Source organism: Streptomyces sp. NPDC007905 (genome assembly GCF_042959345.1).
Lineage (GTDB): Bacteria > Actinomycetota > Actinomycetes > Streptomycetales > Streptomycetaceae > Streptomyces.
The window spans coordinates 89,756-108,050 of sequence record NZ_JBIBKS010000005.1 but is presented as its reverse complement, the minus strand read 5'-3'; the positions used below and the strand labels follow the sequence as shown (position 1 = coordinate 108,050).

The window sequence follows — 18,295 nt, the reverse complement described above, 5'->3', positions numbered from 1 at the left end:
CCTACGGGGTGCCTTCCGAGTCGGGCTCGGCGGGCACCTCGGCCGTGTCCGTGGGGGGTGAGGGCTCCTTCCGAGACGGCTGGTCGGCCGCCGGGGACGGCTCGGTGGGCGGGCGGTGTGCGTCCTGCGGGGACGGCGGGTCCTGCGGAGCGGGCCGGTCGGCGTGTGCGGAAGGACCGGCGGACGGGTCGAGGGGCCGGCCGGCCGGTTCCGGGGGCGCCGAAGCCGCTCGCAGGGCCGTCCAGCGGGAGGCTCGGGAGAGGTCGTCGTGCTGCCAGGCCGAGGGGAACGGGTCCTGCGCGGGCAGGAAGTCGTAGAGCTCGTCCTCGGCGGGCTCGGTGAGCGCCGGGGCCGGGCGGCTCGAGCCTTTCGCCGCCTTCCCGGACGTGTCCTTCGCCGTCTCCTTCGCGGCGGACTTCAGGGCGTCCCTCGCGGTCTCCTCGGCTCCCGGCTTCGCCGTCGTCCTGCCCGGCTCCGTCCCCTGCTCCGGGACCCTGCCCCGCGTCCGCCGGCCCCACAGCAGCAGCCATGCCCGTACCGTCAGCGTCACCGGCATGCCCACCACCGTGATCCAGGCCCCGGCCGCTCCCCCGCTCTGCCACCACACCGGGCCGAAACGGGCCAGCGCGGCCACGCCCAGTGGGCCGCCGGACAGCTCGGCGAGGAGGGCGAGGAGCGCCGCGCAGGCCAGCGCCGAGACCACCAGCACCCCGGCCGTCCGCCCCGCCGACCAGGGCACCGGCGACTCGGCGGCCCCCTCTTGCTGCGCCTGCTCCCCGCGCCGAACGGCCGCCCGCGCCACGAACCAGGCGACCGTCACCCCGGCCGCCACCGGCACCAGCCCCGCCGCCCAGTGGAGCCGCGTTCCGGGGCCCGCGTCCGGTACCGCGGCGAGCAGCGGGAAGGGGGGCAGCAGCGGGGCCGGGTCGGAGGCGAGGGGGTGCACCAGGTGCCCGGTGCCGAGGGTGAAGCCGGGGCCGAGGGCATAGGACGCCGACCACATCGCCGCGTTGGGGATCAGCGCGACCACGAGGAGCAGGACGGCGAACCGGCCGGTCCAGCCCTCCGTCAGCTGCAGGAAGGACGCCCGCGCCGCCGGTCCGTGCAGCACCAGCGACACCCCGAGCAGCAGCGTCCCGCCCCCGAAGAGGACCGCCGTGCCGGCCCCGGCGGCCCGTACGGCCGCGCCCAGCCGTGCCCGCGCGTCGGACCCGAACAGCAGCCGCCGCACCGGGCCCGGCAGCACCAGCAGCAGGTTGAGCACCGGCTCACGCGGGCGGCCGTACGCCGACCACACCCCGGCCGCCGCCGCGCCCGCCGCCACGAGCGGCAGACACGTCGTCACCCACCCCCATGCGGGGCGCAGTTCGCTGCCGGAGCAGTACAGCGCGGCCGCGCCGCCGACGCCCAGGTAGCCGAGGACCACCCCCGTCCACGCCGTGTGCGCCGGGACCGGTGGCGGGCCGTCGGGTTCGGCGGACACGTCCGTCGCGTCCCGCGCGGCCCGGTGGAGCAGCCACACCGGCAGCGCGAGGAGCAGCAGCGGGGTCACGCCCACGGGCATCGGCGCGCCGGAGAGCGAGTCCGTGCGGACCAGCTGGACCCCGTGGGCGAGCAGCCACAGCGCGGCGGCGACGTGCAGCGCGCCGGCCGGCCCGCTGTCGGGGTACGGCGAGCTGATCCACAGCGCGAGCACCAGAACGGCGAGCGAGCCGAGGCCCAGCCCGGCGGCGACCGCACCGCCCAGGAGGCTCGCGCCCAGCCCGGGCGATCGGTCACGCATCCGGTGGAGCAGGAGGGACAGCGACGGTCGGCGAGCGGTCATCAGGGTCACGCCCGCCATGCTCCCAACGACACGCGCTTTCCCGTCGTAACAGGAGAACCACCGATGTGTCGCTCAATATATTCTTATGTACTTTTTCGTACGAAGGGGTGGTGTCCTGTGACGGAGAGCCCTGCCAGCAAGCTGCCATCGCCGAAGGAGCGCCGACGCCTGCGCGAATCCGGGTCGCTGACCCAGGCTCAGGTCGCCGCGCAGGTCGGTGTCCGTCGTGCGACGGTCCGCGCGTGGGAGAGGGGGCGCAGTGCTCCGGGCGGCCAGGAGGGCGAGGCGTACGCCCGCCTGCTGGCCGCCCTCGCCGAGCCGACGGCCGCTCAGGGGGTCGCCGGGCAGGCGAGTCCGGGCAAGCACCCGCCCGGGGCCGGGGCCCTGCCGTCGGCGCTGACGGCCGCTCAGGCCTTCGACGCGCTGTACGCGTTCTGCGCCCCCGCTCTCGTACGGCAGGCGTACCTGCTCACCGGGCGCCGGGAACTGGCCCGGGAGTCCGTGGAGCGGGCCTTCCAACTCGCCTGGCAGCGCTGGCCGGAGGTGGCCCGGGACCGGGACCCGGCCGGATGGGTGCGGGCGATCGCGTACGAGTGCGCCCTCTCCCCGTGGCACCGGTTCCGCCCGCGCTACCGCTCCCCCGAACCGCCTCCCGTCGACCCCGCCGACCGCGCGCTGCTGAACGCCCTGCTGCAGCTCCCGCCGTCCTACCGGCGCACGCTCGTCCTGTACGACGGCGTCGGCCTCGACCTGCCGGAGACGGCGGCGGAGACGGAGGCGAGCACCCCGGCGGCCGCCGGGCGACTGACCCACGCCCGTCAGGTCGTGGCCGCTCACGTCCCCGCACTGGCCGACCCCGCCGTACTGCACCGGCGCCTGGCCGAACTGGCCTCCTCGGAGCGGCTGCTCGCGGCCAAGCCGACCGCGGTACGGGCGTGTGGCGAACGCCGGAACGTCTTCTGGACCCGTGCGGCCATCGCCTTCACGGTCACGATCATCGGCGCGACGACGCTGACCCTGCGCTCGGCGCCGACCCACTACGAGCCGCCCATCGCCCCGGCCCAGGCGGTACACGGCGTTCCACCGCCGGCGGCCATGGGCCCGCTGTCGCGGCAGGAACTGGCACTGCGGGCGAGACTGCACCGGCAGGAGGCCAACGGACCGGAGCGGTTGATGCCCGTGGCCAGATGAACGGACTGGGCACCGCCACTGGCGCCGGGCGCCTCTGCGGCGCGGCGCCTGCGCAAACGCCGGTGGGCCCGTCCCAGCCAAGGGAACGGGCCCACCGACGGTCAGCCGTGAGGCTCAGGCACTCAGGCCGAGAGGATCTCCCGCGCCAGCTTCGCCGTCTCGGTCGGGGTCTTGCCGACCTTGACGCCCGCGGCCTCGAGGGCCTCCTTCTTCGCCTGGGCGGTGCCGGACGAACCGGAGACGATGGCACCGGCGTGGCCCATCGTCTTGCCCTCGGGCGCGGTGAAGCCCGCGACGTAGCCGACGACCGGCTTGGTCACGTTCTCCTTGATGAACGCGGCCGCACGCTCCTCGGCGTCGCCACCGATCTCACCGATCATCACGATCAGGTCGGTGTCGGGGTCGTCCTGGAACGCGGCGAGGGCGTCGATGTGCGTGGTGCCGATGATCGGGTCGCCACCGATGCCGACGGCGGTCGAGAAGCCGAGGTCCCGCAGCTCGTACATCATCTGGTACGTCAGCGTGCCGGACTTCGAGACCAGGCCGATGCGGCCCGGCTTGGTGATGTCGCCCGGGATGATGCCGACGTTCGACTGGCCCGGGGTGATGATGCCGGGGCAGTTCGGGCCGATGATGCGGGTCTTGTTGCCCTTCTTGCCGGCGTACGCCCAGAAGGACGCCGTGTCGTGCACGGCGATGCCCTCGGTGATCACGACGGCCAGCGGGATCTCGGCGTCGATGGCCTCGACGACCGCGTCCTTGGTGAACTTCTCCGGCACGAAGATGACGGAGACGTTGGCGCCGGTCTTGTCGATGGCCTCCTTGACGGTGCCGAAGACGGGTACCTCGGTGCCGTCGAAGTCCACGGTCTGCCCCGCCTTGCGCGGGTTCACGCCGCCCACGACGTGGGTGCCGTCACCGAGCATGAGCTTGGTGTGCTTCATGCCGGTGGCACCGGTCATGCCCTGGACGATGACCTTGCTGTCCTTGTTGAGCCAGATAGCCATGGTGTGTTGAGTCCTCGTCCTCGTGCTTACTTGGCGGCGGCCAGCTCGGCGGCCTTGTCGGCCGCGCCGTCCATGGTGTCGACGCGCTGCACCAGCGGGTGGTTGGCGTCGGTGAGGATCTTCCGGCCCAGCTCGGCGTTGTTGCCGTCGAGGCGGACGACGAGCGGCTTCTCGACCTTCTCGCCACGGTCCTCAAGGAGCTTCAGGGCCTGCACGATGCCGTTGGCGACCTCGTCGCAGGCGGTGATGCCGCCGAAGACGTTGACGAAGACGGACTTGACGTCCGGGTCGCCGAGGATGATCTCCAGGCCGTTCGCCATCACCTGGGCGGAGGCGCCACCGCCGATGTCCAGGAAGTTGGCGGGCTTGACGCCACCGTGCTTCTCACCGGCGTACGCGACAACGTCCAGGGTGCTCATGACGAGACCGGCGCCGTTGCCGATGATGCCGACCTCGCCCTCGAGCTTGACGTAGTTGAGGTTCTTCGCCTTGGCGGCCGCCTCGAGCGGGTTGGCGGCGTCCTTGTCGTGGAGCTCCTCGTACTCGGGGTGGCGGAACTCGGCGTTCTCGTCCAGCGACACCTTGCCGTCGAGGGCGATGACCTCGCCGGAGGCGACCTTCGCGAGCGGGTTGACCTCGACCAGGAGGGCGTCCGACTTGATGAAGGTGTCCCACAGCTTGACGAGGACGTTCGCCACCTTGTCCGCGACCTCGGCCGGGAACTTGGCGGCGGCGACGATCTCGCGGGCCTTGGCCTCGTCCACACCGTCGATCGGGTCGATCGGCGTCTTGGCGACGGCCTCCGGGCGGGTGGCCGCCACCTCCTCGATCTCCATGCCGCCCTCGACGGAGGCGATGGAGAGGAAGGTGCGGTTGGCACGGTCGAGGAGGAAGGAGACGTAGTACTCCTCGACGATCTCCGGAGCGGTCTCGGCGATCATGACCTTGTGGACCGTGTGGCCCTTGATGTCCATGCCGAGGATGTCCGTCGCGCGGGCGACGGCCTCGTCCGCGGAGGCGGCCAGCTTGACGCCACCGGCCTTACCGCGACCACCGACCTTCACCTGCGCCTTGACGACGGACTTGCCGCCCAGCCGCTCGGTGATCTCGCGCGCCGCCTCAGGCGTGTCGATGACTTCACCGGCCAGCACCGGTACATCGTGCTTGGCGAAGAGGTCCCTCGCCTGGTACTCGAACAGGTCCACGCGCTTCCGTCCCTATCAGTGATCTCGCGGTTCGTTGGATGCGTGGGCGTGCCGCGAAGGGCAACGTGACGTCCGCTGTGTCACAAGGGAAGCGCACACGGTGTCCGAGCGCGCGGCATGTCCGTCTCGCAGGTTATCGCCGCTTGCGGAGGCACCCTAAATCGAGGGTCACACCTGAGCGGTGATACCTGTCACATGATGCCGGGTTCTCTGGCACCCCGTGCCGACATCGTGTGGACGTGCGAGGCCTCACCGGGCTGGGGTTGACCCGGTGAGGCCTCTGGACGGGCCCCGAAGAGGCCCCGAGCGGTTGATCCCCACCCCAATGGGGACCAGCCGCCCCTTCCCGCGGGGGTCCGGCCGGACGGTCCGACGGCGTTCGGCCGTCCGGGTTCCGGCGGCCCCGCGGAGCCGGTCGGGACGCTCAGCCGCGGTGGCCGAGGTCCTACTGAACGTCCTGCACGCCGTGCGGGTACGCCAGGCCCTGGACGTAGCCCGGGGCAACGGACCGGGCGACTCCCCCGGCCCCGCCCACGGCGTGCCCGGCCAGCGGAGCGCCGGCGGCCTGGACGGTTCCGGTGAGGTCCTGTCCGAAGGGCGCGGCCTGCCCGGTGAGGGGCCCGCTCTCGCCGACGACGCCGCCCGCGAAGGGAGCCGCCTCCCCCGCCACGCCGTACGCCAGCCCGGTCGCGCTGCCGCCGACACCGTCCACGACCGGCGACACGGTCCCGGTGACCGTGTTCACGACCGGCCGCACGGTCCCGGTGACCCCGGCCGCGAACGGCGGCACCTGTCCGGTCACGCCTTCGGCGAAGACACCGGCCCGCCCGGCCACCCCGTGGGCGAGCGGCGATACGGCGCCCACGACACCGCCCGCGAAGGGCCGCACGTCACCGGCCACGCCGTACGCGAGCGTCCCCGCGTCCGCCACGGCCTGCCCTGCGACCGGCGCGACGCCGTACACGGCGGCCTGGGCGACGGGCGGCAGCACGGCCTCGCTGGTGTCGTGGGCGACCTGGCCGGCCAGCCCGGTGGCGTAGGGCGGCACGTCCGCGAGAAGCCCGCCGGCGACCGGCAGCGCGTCGGCAACGGCGCCGTCGACGACACCGTGCGCCTCGGCGAGGGCGCCGCCGGCGACAGCGTTCACATCGGTGACGGTGCCCGCGCCGACACCGTGCACGCCGCCCACCACGCCCGTGGTGAGCCCGTACACGTCGGTCACGGCGGCCGTGGCGGTCCGGTGCACGCCCGCTACCGCGGCCGTGGCGGTTGCCTGCGCGCCCGCCTGCGCGCCGGAGGCGGTGCCCTGCGTACCCGCGACCGCGTATCCGGCAGTCGGCAGTACGCCCGTCACCGTGTCCGTGGCGGTCCCCTGGACGCCCGTCACGGCCCAGGAGGCGGTGCCGTGGACGCCCGCGACCGCGTGGCTCGCGGTCGGCGTAACGCCCGCCACCGCCTCGTCGGCGACCGGCAGCACCCCGGCCACGGCCGCGGAGGCCACCGGCGGGACGGCCGCGGCGGTCGTCTCGTCCACGACGGGGGTGACGGTGCCCGGCACGGCCCGCACCGTGCCGACGACCCGCTGCTCGGCGTAGGCGGCCGTCCCGGTGACGTGCGCGGGCACGGCGGCGACGGTGGCTTCGGCGGCGCCGGTCGCCCGCGCCGCCTCACCGCCCGCGAGGGCGGCCGCACCGGCGGTCCGGCCCTGCGCCCCGGCCGCGGTCCGCTGTGCCGTCGTCCGCACGGCACCGTCGACGCCCGCGGCGCGCCCGCGTGCGGCCGACCGGGTGGCCTGGAGCTTGGTCTGGGCGGCGGCCAGGGCCTCCTCCACCTCGGGGGCGAAGGAGGAGAGGGGGCCGAAGAGGTAGTCGATCTCGTCCTGCGGGGCCGGAGCCGACAGGTGGGCGGCCTTGCGGGTCGCCTCGGCGGTGGTTCCGCCGGTGACCTCGGCGCCTGTCGCCTGCGCGTGCCGCGCAGGTGCCTCGGTGTGCGCCTGGGTGGCGCGGGCGGCCTGGGCGCCCTTGATGGCCTGGCCGCCCCTGATCCTCGCGGCGGCCGGGGCCTTCGCGTCGACGTAGTGGCGCGCCTGCTCGGCCGTGCCGGAGACGGTCCGGGTCTGCTGCTGCGCCTTGGCCGCCGTGCCGGAGACGGTCGCGGTGGCCGTGCCCGTCACGTCGGAGACGGTGCCGTGGACGTCGGTGAGGACGCCGTCGACGGTGCCGGTCAGGGTGCCGGTGGTGCTGTCGGTGTCCGGTACGGAGAGCGCCGGAGCGGCCGGCTCGTCGGCGCTGGCCACGGTCGAGCCGAGTGCCCAGGCTCCGGTGACACCGGCGGCTATCACGATCGAGCGGCGGATGTTCTTGTTCATGCGTGCGTCAAGTCCTTCGGTAACGGCTTCGGTAACGGCTGGGGGTTCCGTCCGGAGAGCGCCGGGGGCCGGCGGGTCCGGCGGAGCGGGCAGACCTGTTCCGCCCCCGCGCGACAGGTCCGTGGCGGGGAGGTCGGCCCTGTGACCTAGCCGGGGAAGACCGGGATGTCCCGGTGCCGTTCCCGGGTCCGGGGCGCGTCGACGCGCGCGGCGGTGCCGGGCAGGAGCCGCAGGGGTGCCCGGCCGTCGGGGGTGACGGCATGCGCGTCACCGTGACGGGATGCGGTGCCGTCGACGGCCTGCTTGCCGAGCACGCCGTCCGGGTCTCCGGTGGGCTGGGGCGGCGAGGGGGCCCCGACGGGGGCGGTGGCGGGGTGTGCGGCGGCGTGCGCCGGCGCCTGGAGGACGTGGACGGCGCGCGTGAGGTGCGGTCCGTACCCGGTGGCCGTCGGCTGTGCGGGTACGGCGGCGCGGGTCCCGGTGCGGGCCTGGTGGCTCTGGACCGCCGCCGGTGCCGTGCTGTCGTGCCGGTGCGGCCGGGGTTCCGGGGTGACCGGTGCCGGCAGCGGATGCACGGGCGGCTCGCAGCCCTCGGGGAGCTTCGGCAGGGGCACGGCGGGACCGGCGGGCGGCGTCGGCGCCTTGGCCCGCGTCTCCTCGAGGACCTGGGAGGCCGTGTGCACGACGTCCCGCACGGGGGTGGCGACCCGTTCGGTGACCGCTCGTACCGCGTCCTGCGGTCCGGCCGCCGGGAGCACCGAAGTCACCGGGACGACCGGGTGCGCCGGGACCACTGGGCGCACCGGACTCACCGGGGCTCCCTCGGCCGCGTGGGCCTGCTCCCCGCAGAGGAACCCGAGCATGAACAACCCGCCGACCAGAAATGCCAGTTGCAGCGCACGCCGCCCCGCCGCCGTACGCAGCACGCGCACAGCGGTACCCAACGGAGCGGCTGGCAAGGTCAAGAGGCGAAGGCTTCCTCAAGTCGGCACGGGGAGGCGGCGTCGATCCTCGCACGGTCGGCCCGAGGTAGCGCAAGCCCCCTGTTACCGATGGGTAGTCATGTCCCTTTTCCCACCTGCCGTCACGCCGTGTCCGGTATCGGCAGGGGCCGCTTCTCGATCGCCGCCGCCATCACCTCGGGGAACAGGTCGGGCGTGCAGGCGAACGCCGGTGCGCCGAGCGCCCCGAGCGCCGCCGCGTGTTCACGGTCGTAGGCGGGCGCCCCCTCGTCCGACAGGGCGAGCAGGGCCACGAACTGCACCCCCGAGGCCTTCATCGCCGCGACCCGCTTGAGCATCTCGTTGCGGATGCCGCCCTCGTACAGGTCGCTGATGAGCACGACCACCGTCTCGGCGGGCCGGGTGATCTGCGACTGGCAGTAGGCGAGTGCCCGGTTGATGTCCGTGCCACCGCCGAGCTGGGTGCCGAAGAGGACGTCGACCGGGTCGTCCAGCCGGTCGGTGAGGTCCACGACCGTTGTGTCGAAGACCACCAGCCGGGTGCTGATCGACCGCATGGAGGCGAGCACCGCCCCGAACACGGACGCGTAGACCACGGATGCCGCCATCGACCCCGACTGGTCGATGCAGAGGACGACTTCCTTCTTCACGGACTGCGCGGCCCGCCCGTACCCGATGAGCCGCTCCGGCACGACCGTGCGGTACTCGGGCAGGTAGTGCTTGAGGTTGGCCGCGATGGTGCGGTTCCAGTCGATGTCGTGATGGCGCGGACGGCTGATGCGCGCGCTGCGGTCCAGGGCACCGGTGAGGGTGGCCCGGGTGCGGGTGGCCAGCCGCTTCTCCAGGTCCTCGACCACCTTGCGCACGACTGCCCGTGCCGTCTCCTTCGTCGTTTCCGGCATCGCCTTGTTCAGCGAGAGCAGCGTGCCGACCAGGTGTACGTCGGCCTCCACCGCCTCCAGCATCTCCGGCTCGAGCAGCAGCGAGGCCAGTCCGAGCCGGTCGATGGCGTCGCGCTGCATGACCTGGACCACGGAGGAGGGGAAGTAGGTGCGGATGTCCCCGAGCCAGCGCGCCACGGACGGCGCCGAGGCGCCGAGGCCCGCCGAACGGTCCCGCCCCGCCCGCGGTTTGTCCGCCTTGCCGTACAGCGCGGTGAGTGTTCCGTCCATCGCCGCGTCGCGGCCCGACAGGGCGCATCCGGTGCCGTCGGCCTGGTCCCCGCCGAGCACCAGCCGCCATCGGCGCAGCCGTTCCCGCGCCAGGTCGCCGGTGCCGGTACCGGCCTTGGCGCCCGGCATCGCCGCTTCGTTCGTCATGCTCCCACCCCCGCAAGGCTGTCGACGTCGGTCTGCTCCTGCTCCTGCTCGGCGTCCGGGCCGAGCAGCAGCCGCAGGACCGGCAGTACGGCGTCCGCCCGCTCCGCGTCCGGTTCCGCGGCGAAGCCGGATATGCCGGCCGCTTGGGATGTCGGACCGCTGTACCCTCCCGGCCCCCGCCGCACCAGCTCACCGAGGGTTCTGCGCACTCCGGGCTCGTACGCCGCGAACGTGCGGCGCAGCAACGGCAGTACGTCCGTGAACGCCTCCGCGGGCACCCCCGTCAGCCAGGTGTCGACCAGACCGAGCAGCCGGTCGTCGTGGACCAGCAGCATGCCGCCCCCGCCGCCGACGAAGCCCTCGATCCAGGCGGCCGCGTCGGCGGGCGGTGTCCCGGGCGAGAGCGCCAGACCCATCAGCCGGGCCGCCTCCTCGGGTCCCAGCTCCCCGTCGTCCAGCAGCAGTCGTACGGCCCGCCCCCGCACGACCCCGGGCACGGTGTCCCGCAGGGCCAGCGCCCGCAGCACGGAGCGCCAGCGGACGCGCAGGTCGTTGTGGCCGGTGTCCGAGGTGCCGGTCAGGCTCTCCGCCAGGAGCCCCACGGCGCCGTGCACGGCCTCGACATGGCCGCGCATCTCCTCCGCCGCGTCCGCGTCCAGGGCCGTGCAGGCGGGCGGGAGGCCGACGAAGACCCGCTCGGCGAGGCCTGCCGCGACGCCCGCCAGGGCCCCGGTGTCGGTGCCACGCACATCGCCGTAGCGCAGGGAGCGGACCAGCGCGGGCAGCGCCTGGGCGAGGTGGCCGACGTCCGTGTCGAGGGCCGCCCGGTCGGCGAGCACTCGCATCACCAGGGGCAGCGCGTCCGGCAGCCCGGCGAGCAGGCAGTGCTCGGCGAGCGCGGTGACGTCGGCCAGGGCCCGGGCCGCCGCCGCGTCCGCCTCGGCCCGGGCCGTGGCCGCGGCGAGCACGGTCGTCCCCCACACTCCCGCCTCGGCGACCCGCACCGACAGCTCCGGTTCCCAGCGCAGCCGCCAGGTCTCCCGGAACGTGCCCGTGCTCCCCCGCGACTGGGCCGGCTCGCCCCAGCCGACGCCGAGCAGCCGCAGCCGGTGCAGCAGTCTGCTGCGGCCGGCGTCGGTCTCCCCCCGAAGGTCCAGTTCCAGCTCGCGCTCCAGCGCCTCCGGTTTGAGCCGCAGTCGGCGCTGCTCGCGGCCCAGATCGCGCTGCAGCGGCACCGCCGGCGCCGCCTGCGGCACCTCGCCCAGTACGTCCCCGACCACCAGCCGGTCGTGCACCAGCGCCAGCGGGACGTCCGAGCCGTCGCACATCACCGCGCGCACGGCGTCGGTGGTCTCGCTCAGGCCGGGCAGCGGACGGCCGCGCACGGCCGCGAGGGTCTCGGCGAGCCGTACCGCCTCGATGACATGCGCGGAGGAGACGATCCGGTCCTCCTCGCGCAGCAGCCCCGCCACCCTGGTCAGCCATCTCTCGACCGGCCGGTCCGGTGCCCGGAACAGGTGCCCGTACCAGCCCGGTGAGTTGATGCCGGCGCCGTACCCGCTCGACCGGGCCAGCCTGCGGTGGGTCCACGGCACCCAGGTCAGATCGGCCTTGACCTTGGGCAGGCCCTTCAGCAGTGCCCGGTCGGCGGTGACGGCGGTCTTCTCCCGCAGCGCGGGCACGTGCCACGCCCCGCACACCACGGCCACCGCGTCCCCGAACTCCTTGCGCGCGGCTCGCACCTGGAGCCGCATGTGGGCCTCCCGCACCAGGTCGCGGGGCCTGCCGCCGACGCCGTACCGCTCCCGCAGCGCCGTCATGGCCTCCTCCAGCGCGGTGAACGGCGCGTGGGGATCCCGCTGCCCGGGGCCACGGTGCTCGACGACGTCCTCCCACCACCGCTCGGGGTCGTCGTACCCGGCGGTCTCGGCGAGCACGGCGAGGGGGTCGACGCTCAGGTCGCGCTCAGGGCCCGGCCCGTCCTCGGTGCCCGCGTCGGACGGTGCTTCCGCCGCGGTGTCCCACGCCAGCGTGTGGGTGGCGGGCAGGTCGATGAAACGGGCCGGGACGTCCTGTTCGAGGGCCCAGCGGATCGCCACCCACTCGGGGCTGAACTCGGCCAGGGGCCAGAACGCCGAGCGGCCGGGCTCGTCCACCGCGTGGGCGAGCAGGGCGACCGGAGGCCGCATCTCCGGGTCGGCGGCCAGCGGGATCAGCGCATCGGCCTCGGGCGGACCTTCGATCAGCACGACGCCGGGCCGGGCGGCGTCCAGGGCGGACCGCACCGCGCGAGCGGAGCCGGGCCCGTGGTGCCGTACGCCGAGCAGCAGCGGTCCGCCGGCGTGTGCCCTGCTCCATGCGGAGTCGTCGCTCACACGCTCACCTCCCTGCAGGCGCGGTAGAAGTCCTTCCAGCCGTCGCGCTCGCGGACGACCGTCTCCAGGTACTCCTGCCAGATCACGCGGTCGGCCGCCGGGTCACGGACGACCGCCCCCAGGATGCCGGCGGCGACGTCCGCCGGGCGCAGCACGCCGTCGCCGAAGTGGGCGGCCAGCGCAAGGCCGTTGGTGAGGACGGAGATCGCCTCGGCGGTGGACAGCGTGCCGCTCGGCGACTTCAGCTTCGTACGGCCGTCGGCGGTCATGCCGTCGCGCAGCTCGCGGAAGACGGTCACCACCCGGTGGATCTCCTCTATTCCGTCGGGCACGGCCGGCAGGTCCAGCGACCGGCCGATCTGCTCGACGCGCCGGGTGACGATGTCGACCTCGGCGTCGGCGCTCTCCGGCAGTGGCAGCACCACGGTGTTGAAGCGGCGGCGCAGCGCGCTGGAGAGGTCGTTGACGCCGCGGTCGCGGTCGTTGGCGGTGGCGATGAGGTTGAACCCGCGGACCGCCTGGACCTCCTGGCCCAGTTCCGGGATCGGCAGTGTCTTCTCGGACAGGATCGTGATCAGCGTGTCCTGCACATCGGCCGGGATGCGGGTCAGCTCCTCCACACGGGCCGTCATGCCCTCGGCCATGGCCCGCATCACGGGGCTGGGCACGAGGGCGTCGCGGCTGGGGCCGTGCGCGAGCAGCTGCGCGTAGTTCCAGCCGTACCGGATCGCCTCCTCCGGGGTGCCCGCGGTGCCCTGCACCAGCAGGGTCGAGTCACCGCTGACGGCGGCCGCCAGGTGCTCCGACACCCACGTCTTGGCCGTGCCGGGCACACCGAGCAGGAGCAGGGCGCGGTCGGTGGCGAGGGTGGTGACGGCGACCTCGACGAGGCGGCGCGGGCCCACGTACTTCGGTGTGATCACGGTGCCGTCCGGCAGGGTGCCGCCGAGCAGGTAGGTCGCCACCGCCCACGGCGACAGTTTCCAGCGGACCGGGCGCGGGCGGTCGTCCTGTGCGGACAGCGCGGCCAGTTCGGCGGCGAAGGCGTGCTCGGCATGCGGTCGCAACACCTGCGGAGACTGGCTCCCGCTCGCTTCGACGGACGTCGGTTCCACTGACTTCATGGACACAGTCATGGCTGAGGCCCCCTCCAGCTCGGCCGGTGGTCATCTGGCATCCACCGTGCACCACGCCACTGACAATCGCCCTGACCTGCGCAAACGCGGCCGCAAGGCCGATTGTCAGTGGCGGGACCTACCGTCGGTGACATGACTGAGCAGGGGGTGCGCTGGACCGCGGAGCAGGTGCTGGCGCTGGCGCCTGACGCCGCGTCACGCAAGGCGGGAAGCAAGCTGGGCGCGGCCGGGCCGTGGTCCGAGGCGGGCAGCGGAGAGGGGACGGTGTGGGGGCTGTGCAAGGGCAGTGGCAGCAGGCCGTACCAGACGGTGGTGGACCTCGCGAACGCGGCCGGGCCGGCGTACAAGTGCAGTTGCCCGAGCCGGAAGTTCCCGTGCAAGCACGCGCTCGGACTGCTGCTGCTGTGGGCGGAGCCCGAGGGCGCGGCCGGCGCGACTGTGCCGGTGGCCGCGCCGCCGGAGTGGGCCGAGCAGTGGCTCTCGGGCAGGCGTGGGCGTGCGGAGGGCAAACGGGCGGAGGGCGGCGGGAGTTCCGCGGCCGGGTCCGCTGATCCGGAGGCGGTGCGGCGCCGGGCGGAGCGCCGGGCCGAACGGGTCACGGCGGGGGCGACGGAGCTGGAGCAGCGCCTGGCGGACCTGTTGCGCGGCGGCCTCGCGTCGGCCGAGCAGGCGGGGTACGGACTGTGGGACGAGACGGCGGCCCGCATGGTCGACGCCCAGGCGCCCGGACTAGCCGCCCGCGTACGGGAGTTGGGAGTGATACCCGCCTCCGGCCCGGGCTGGCCGGCCCGCCTGCTGGAGGAGTGCGCCCTGCTGCACCTGCTCGACCAGGGCTGGCTGCGCCGCGACCGGCTGCCAAAGGCTCTCGCGGCCACGGTCCGCTCGCGGCTCGGCCTGCCCGCTTCGGCGGACGGCCCGCCGGTGCGTGACCGCTGGCTGGTCCTCGCCCAGTACGACACGGTCGACCCGAAACTGACGACGCGCCGTACATGGCTGCACGGCGCCGAGTCGGGCCACACCCGGCTGCTCCTCTCCTACGGCGCGGCCGGCCGGGCACCGGAGCTGTCGCTGCCGGTCGGCCTGGCGCTGGAGGCCGACCTGTCGGTGTTCCCCGGCGCCGGACAGGTGCGGGCGGCGCTGGGCGAGCGGTACGCCCCGCCCGCGCCGTCCGCACTCCGCCCGCCCGGTGTGACCACGGCCGAGGCCGCGGCCCGCTACGGCGAGGCGCTGTGTGCGGACCCCTGGCTCGACTCGGTCCCGGTCACCCTGGACCGCGTCATACCGGCACCGGACGCGGAACCGGGCTCCTGGCAGCTGGCCGACGCCGATACGGACTCGGCGCTCCCGCTCACCCCGTCCGCCCGCTCCCGCCCGGGCCTGTGGCGTCTGGTGGCCCTGTCCGGCGGCGCCCCCGTCACGGTCTTCGGCGAGTGCGGCCACCGCGGCTTCACCCCGCTGACGGCTTGGCCGCAGGGCCCGGGCGAGCCGGTGACGCTGTGCTGACCGCGGCGGACCGGCCACGCGGGACACGAAGCGATGGGAACGCCATGAGGGAGGAAACGTCATGAACGGCACCTCGGCCCAGCGGGACGCCCCGGCTCCCGCGAGCTCCTGGGACGACCTCGTCACCACGGCCCTCCTCGGCACCGACCGGCGCCCCCGGGCGGCAGCCGTGCCCGGCAGGGAGGCCCCGGCGGCGCTGCTGGACGCCGCCGCAGTGGCCACCGTGCGGCGGCGGGCGGGGCTGCGGCCCGGGCGGGCCGCGCGACGGCCGGAACCGGCTCCCAAGGATCCGCGTCCGGCGCTGCCCGCGGCCGCGGCGCGCAGGCTCGCGATGCTGCTGGCCGACCGCCCCGGAGGGGGAGGCGGTGGCCGGCGGGGCAGCTCGCCCGACCTCGTGGAGCTGCTCCCGCAGTGGCTCGCGGCGGCCAACGCGCACGGGTACGCGGCGCCCCCGCAGGCGCTGCCCGCGCTGCTGGACGCCGCCCGGGGCCGGACGGACCTGCGGCCGGCGGCGCTCACGTTCGCGGGGACACGGGCGCTGTGGCTGGCCCGGCTGAACCCGGACTGGCGGTTCGCGCTGCGCTCGGCGCCGGGCGGCGGAGCGACGCTGCCCGACCCCGAGGACGGCGAGGCGGTGCGGCGGCTCTGGGAGGAGGGGCTGTTCGCCGAGCGGGTCGCCCTGCTGGCCGCGCTGCGAGCCCGTACGCCCGCGCTCGCCCGGGAGCTGCTGACGGCGACCTGGGCGACGGAGCGGGCGGAGGACCGGCTGATGTTCCTCGACTCGCTGCGCACGGGCCTGTGCCCCTTGGACGAGCCGTTCCTGGAGCAGGCCCTGCGCGATCGCAGCCGCAACGTCAGGGCGACGGCCGCAGAGCTGCTGTCCACGCTGCCCGGCTCGGCACTCGCCGCGCGGATGGCGGTGCGGGCCGCGGCATGTGTGGCCGTCGACCGCACGGGGAACTCGCCCATGGTCGTCGTGGAGGCGCCGCCCGAGTGCGACCCGGGGATGGAGCGGGACGGTGTGACGGCCAGACCTCCCGCGGGCAGAGGAGAACGGTCGTGGTGGCTCGGTCAGCTGGTGGAGGCGGCACCGCTCGGCACCTGGTCGGGACGGCTCGGCGGACGCACCCCGGAGCAGATCGTGGCGCTGCCCGTGGCGGACGGCTGGCAGGGCGAGCTGCACGCGGCCTGGTGCCGGGCGGCGGTGCGGCAGCGCGACGCCGCGTGGTCGCGGGCGCTGCTCGGAGCACCGTCGGCACCGGAGGCCGGCGGGCCCGGAGCGGTGTCCCTGGCGGAGCGGGCGAAGCTGCTGGCCGCGCTGGAGGCGGCAGAACGGGCCGAGTGGGTGGCCGGATTCATCGCGACGCACGGCCTGTCGGAGGCGTTCCAGCTGCTGGGGGTGTGCGCGGTTCCCTGGGCCGCCCCGCTCGGCCGGTCCGTGGTGGACGCCCTCGACATTGCCCGGGACGCCGGCAGCTATCCATGGAGCTTCAGCGGGGTGATGGGACTGGCCGAGCGCTGTCTGGACCCGGCGGAGGCCGCACGCCTGGACGGCCTGCTGGCGGTACCCGACGAACGGGAGGACGCGTCGCCGGGGGCCGGGGGGTACTGGGCGGAGGCGTTTCAGCGGCTCATGGCCACGTTGCGGCTCAGGGCGGCGATGGCCGCGGAGCTGCGGCCGGACGAACGGCGTTGACGCCGGTCACCGTCGCCCTACGCCTCAGCCGGCTGCCGTACGTTCTCCCGCACCCACTGCACGATTGCCGCGGTGGTCGCCCCCGGCGTGAAGATCTCCGCGACGCCCTTCTCCTTCAGCGGCGGGATGTCCTCCTCCGGGATGATGCCGCCACCGAAGACCAGGATGTCCGCGGCGTCCCGCTCCTTGAGGAGTTCGATGACGGCGGCGAAGAGGGTGTTGTGGGCGCCGGAGAGGATGGACAGGCCGATCGCGTCGGCGTCCTCCTGGATGGCGGTGTCGACGATCTGTTCCGGGGTCTGGTGAAGGCCGGTGTAGATGACCTCCATACCGGCGTCGCGCAGCGCCCGCGCGATGACCTTGGCCCCGCGATCGTGGCCGTCGAGCCCCGGCTTGGCCACCACCACGCGGATCGGACCGGCTGCCACACCCATCACTGCCTCCATCAAGCGACCACGGAAGCGACCGCTTCCGCTCGTACCGACAAGTACCGCATATCTGGCACGTTCCGCCACCCGTCGGCAAGTGAACGAACGTTATCTCCAGCATCCCGCAACCCGCGGTTTTACGGTGCGGACCGAGGGGGAAATCACATGGTGGGACATGAGGGCACACGGGGGACGGAGCCGCCCCCCTGTGTGCCGACAGGAGGTCGGCCATGAAGGTCACCGGGGTACTGCCGCTCTTCCTCCCTCTCTACCGGCGCCTGTGGCCCGGCAGACTGGTCGACCTCTCCATGACCCTCCTCAAGGCGACCGCGCTGGAGGCCGCGATCCTGGCCGGCCATGTGCTGCTGTATCCGACCGGCCTCATCCAGGAGCGCCGCACCCCCGCGCTCCCCGCCCAGGGGGGTGCCACCCGGCTGCCCGAGCGGCCCGGCCCGCCGGTGGTGCTGCTGCACGGCTTCATCGACAACCGTTCGGTTTTCGTCCTGCTGCGCCGCAGCCTGGTGCGGAACGGCAGGCAGCGCGTCGAGTCACTCAATTACTCTCCGTTGACATGTGACATACGCACCGCCGCCGAACTGCTGGGTCGGCACGTGGAGGAGATCTGCGAGCGCACGGGCAGTGACCGCATCGACATCGTGGGGCACAGCCTCGGCGGACTGATCGCGCGTTATTACGTGCAGTGCCTGAGTGGTGACCTGAGGGTGCGCATGCTCGTCACCCTGGGCACCCCGCACTCCGGCACCCGGGCCGTGCCGCTGGCCAGCGCGCATCCGATCGTGCGGCAGATGCGGCCCGGCTCTGAGGTGATCGAGGAACTGGCCCGGCCCGCGCCTGGCTGCCTCACCCGGTTCGTCAGCTTCTGGAGCGACCTCGACTCCGTGATGGATCCCCTGGAGACGGCCTGCATCGACCACCCCGACCTGGACGCGCTGAACGTGAAGGTGACGGGGATCGGGCATCTCGCACTGCCGGTGCACCCCGCAGTCGCGGCCGGAATACGCGAGGCCCTCGACGCCGCGCAGCCCGCGGACACCTTCACGGGCGGCGTGACAGTGGCCTGACGGCGGCTCGGACGGAGCAGCCGGGCAGGAGACCGAGGGTCCGCACGCGTGCGACACAGCCGTTCCACAGGTGACTCACGGTCACCCGACGTCGAACACTCTTCGAACACAAGGCCAAACTCGCGTCCACCGCCCCCGAAACACGGGCGATTGCCCGTTTCCGGCCAACGCGAAACCAGCCGAAGATTGTCGCGCCCG

The 18,295-nt window shown here is 74.1% G+C and carries 13 protein-coding genes; 4 read left to right on the top strand and 9 right to left on the bottom strand.

Features of this window, described 5'->3' with window-relative positions; translation table 11 throughout:
* Window position 1: 1 nt before the first annotated feature.
* Window positions 2-1,843, bottom strand: a complete 1,842-nt coding sequence (locus tag ACFZDC_RS10965) for a DUF6350 family protein (protein ID WP_391322380.1) — start codon at window positions 1,841-1,843, stop codon at window positions 2-4.
* 99 nt (window positions 1,844-1,942) lie between these two features.
* Between ACFZDC_RS10965 and ACFZDC_RS10960 the strand changes: the two genes are divergently transcribed.
* Window positions 1,943-3,016 (top strand): helix-turn-helix domain-containing protein, encoded by a 1,074-nt coding sequence (locus ACFZDC_RS10960; RefSeq protein ID WP_391322378.1) that lies wholly within the window; start codon window positions 1,943-1,945, stop codon window positions 3,014-3,016.
* 122 nt (window positions 3,017-3,138) lie between these two features.
* On the opposite strand, the gene sucD is transcribed toward ACFZDC_RS10960, so the two are convergent.
* The 7 genes from sucD to ACFZDC_RS10925 all read right to left on the bottom strand — a co-directional run bounded on the left by sucD (window position 3,139) and on the right by ACFZDC_RS10925 (window position 13,376).
* A complete protein-coding gene (gene sucD, locus ACFZDC_RS10955) occupies window positions 3,139-4,023 on the bottom strand; it encodes a succinate--CoA ligase subunit alpha (RefSeq protein ID WP_391322376.1) in 885 nt (294 codons plus the stop codon).
* A 26-nt stretch (window positions 4,024-4,049) separates the two neighbouring features.
* On the bottom strand, window positions 4,050-5,228 hold the full coding sequence (gene sucC, locus ACFZDC_RS10950) for an ADP-forming succinate--CoA ligase subunit beta (protein WP_391322374.1): 1,179 nt from the start codon (window positions 5,226-5,228) through the stop codon (window positions 4,050-4,052).
* A 445-nt stretch (window positions 5,229-5,673) separates the two neighbouring features.
* Window positions 5,674-7,596, bottom strand: coding sequence for a hypothetical protein (locus ACFZDC_RS10945; RefSeq protein ID WP_391322372.1), 1,923 nt, complete (start codon window positions 7,594-7,596; stop codon window positions 5,674-5,676).
* Between the two features lie 146 nt (window positions 7,597-7,742).
* Window positions 7,743-8,522: a hypothetical protein gene (locus tag ACFZDC_RS10940; RefSeq protein ID WP_391322370.1), complete on the bottom strand. Its 780-nt coding sequence runs from the start codon at window positions 8,520-8,522 to the stop codon at window positions 7,743-7,745.
* 158 nt (window positions 8,523-8,680) lie between these two features.
* Window positions 8,681-9,877, bottom strand: coding sequence for a VWA domain-containing protein (locus ACFZDC_RS10935; RefSeq protein WP_391322368.1), 1,197 nt, complete (start codon window positions 9,875-9,877; stop codon window positions 8,681-8,683).
* Window positions 9,874-12,252 carry a DUF5682 family protein gene (locus tag ACFZDC_RS10930; RefSeq protein ID WP_391322366.1) on the bottom strand — a complete coding sequence of 793 codons (2,379 nt, stop codon included), beginning with the start codon at window positions 12,250-12,252 and terminating at the stop codon, window positions 9,874-9,876. The genes ACFZDC_RS10935 and ACFZDC_RS10930 overlap by 4 nt, the downstream gene beginning before the upstream one ends.
* A complete protein-coding gene (locus tag ACFZDC_RS10925; protein ID WP_391322364.1) occupies window positions 12,249-13,376 on the bottom strand; it encodes an AAA family ATPase in 1,128 nt (375 codons plus the stop codon). Before ACFZDC_RS10925 ends, ACFZDC_RS10930 begins: the two co-directional genes overlap by 4 nt.
* A 144-nt stretch (window positions 13,377-13,520) precedes the next feature.
* Between ACFZDC_RS10925 and ACFZDC_RS10920 the strand changes: the two genes are divergently transcribed.
* Entirely contained in the window at window positions 13,521-14,891 is a 1,371-nt protein-coding gene (locus tag ACFZDC_RS10920; RefSeq protein WP_391322362.1) for an SWIM zinc finger family protein, read from the top strand.
* Between the two features lie 61 nt (window positions 14,892-14,952).
* Window positions 14,953-16,587: a DUF5691 domain-containing protein gene (locus ACFZDC_RS10915; protein WP_391322360.1), complete on the top strand. Its 1,635-nt coding sequence runs from the start codon at window positions 14,953-14,955 to the stop codon at window positions 16,585-16,587.
* A gap of 17 nt (window positions 16,588-16,604) precedes the next feature.
* Here ACFZDC_RS10915 and ACFZDC_RS10910 read toward each other — a convergent pair whose 3' ends face one another.
* Window positions 16,605-17,021 carry a cobalamin-dependent protein gene (locus ACFZDC_RS10910; RefSeq protein ID WP_391322358.1) on the bottom strand — a complete coding sequence of 139 codons (417 nt, stop codon included), beginning with the start codon at window positions 17,019-17,021 and terminating at the stop codon, window positions 16,605-16,607.
* A 224-nt stretch (window positions 17,022-17,245) separates the two neighbouring features.
* Here ACFZDC_RS10910 and ACFZDC_RS10905 point away from each other — a divergent pair, with 224 nt between their 5' ends.
* On the top strand, window positions 17,246-18,097 hold the full coding sequence (locus ACFZDC_RS10905) for an alpha/beta fold hydrolase (protein ID WP_391322356.1): 852 nt from the start codon (window positions 17,246-17,248) through the stop codon (window positions 18,095-18,097).
* Window positions 18,098-18,295 lie beyond the last annotated feature (198 nt).

Bases quoted from the DNA above. Each gene is read 5' to 3' on its own strand.
- ACFZDC_RS10965 (WP_391322380.1), bottom strand. From the start codon at position 1,843: ATGGCGGGCGTGACCCTGATGACCGCTCGCCGACCGTCGCTGTCCCTC.
- sucD (WP_391322376.1), bottom strand. From the start codon at position 4,023: ATGGCTATCTGGCTCAACAAGGACAGCAAGGTCATCGTCCAGGGCATG.
- ACFZDC_RS10945 (WP_391322372.1), bottom strand. From the start codon at position 7,596: ATGAACAAGAACATCCGCCGCTCGATCGTGATAGCCGCCGGTGTCACC.
- ACFZDC_RS10935 (WP_391322368.1), bottom strand. From the start codon at position 9,877: ATGACGAACGAAGCGGCGATGCCGGGCGCCAAGGCCGGTACCGGCACC.
- ACFZDC_RS10925 (WP_391322364.1), bottom strand. From the start codon at position 13,376: ATGAAGTCAGTGGAACCGACGTCCGTCGAAGCGAGCGGGAGCCAGTCT.
- ACFZDC_RS10920 (WP_391322362.1), top strand. From the start codon at position 13,521: ATGACTGAGCAGGGGGTGCGCTGGACCGCGGAGCAGGTGCTGGCGCTG.
- ACFZDC_RS10915 (WP_391322360.1), top strand. From the start codon at position 14,953: ATGAACGGCACCTCGGCCCAGCGGGACGCCCCGGCTCCCGCGAGCTCC.
- ACFZDC_RS10910 (WP_391322358.1), bottom strand. From the start codon at position 17,021: ATGGGTGTGGCAGCCGGTCCGATCCGCGTGGTGGTGGCCAAGCCGGGG.
- ACFZDC_RS10905 (WP_391322356.1), top strand. From the start codon at position 17,246: ATGAAGGTCACCGGGGTACTGCCGCTCTTCCTCCCTCTCTACCGGCGC.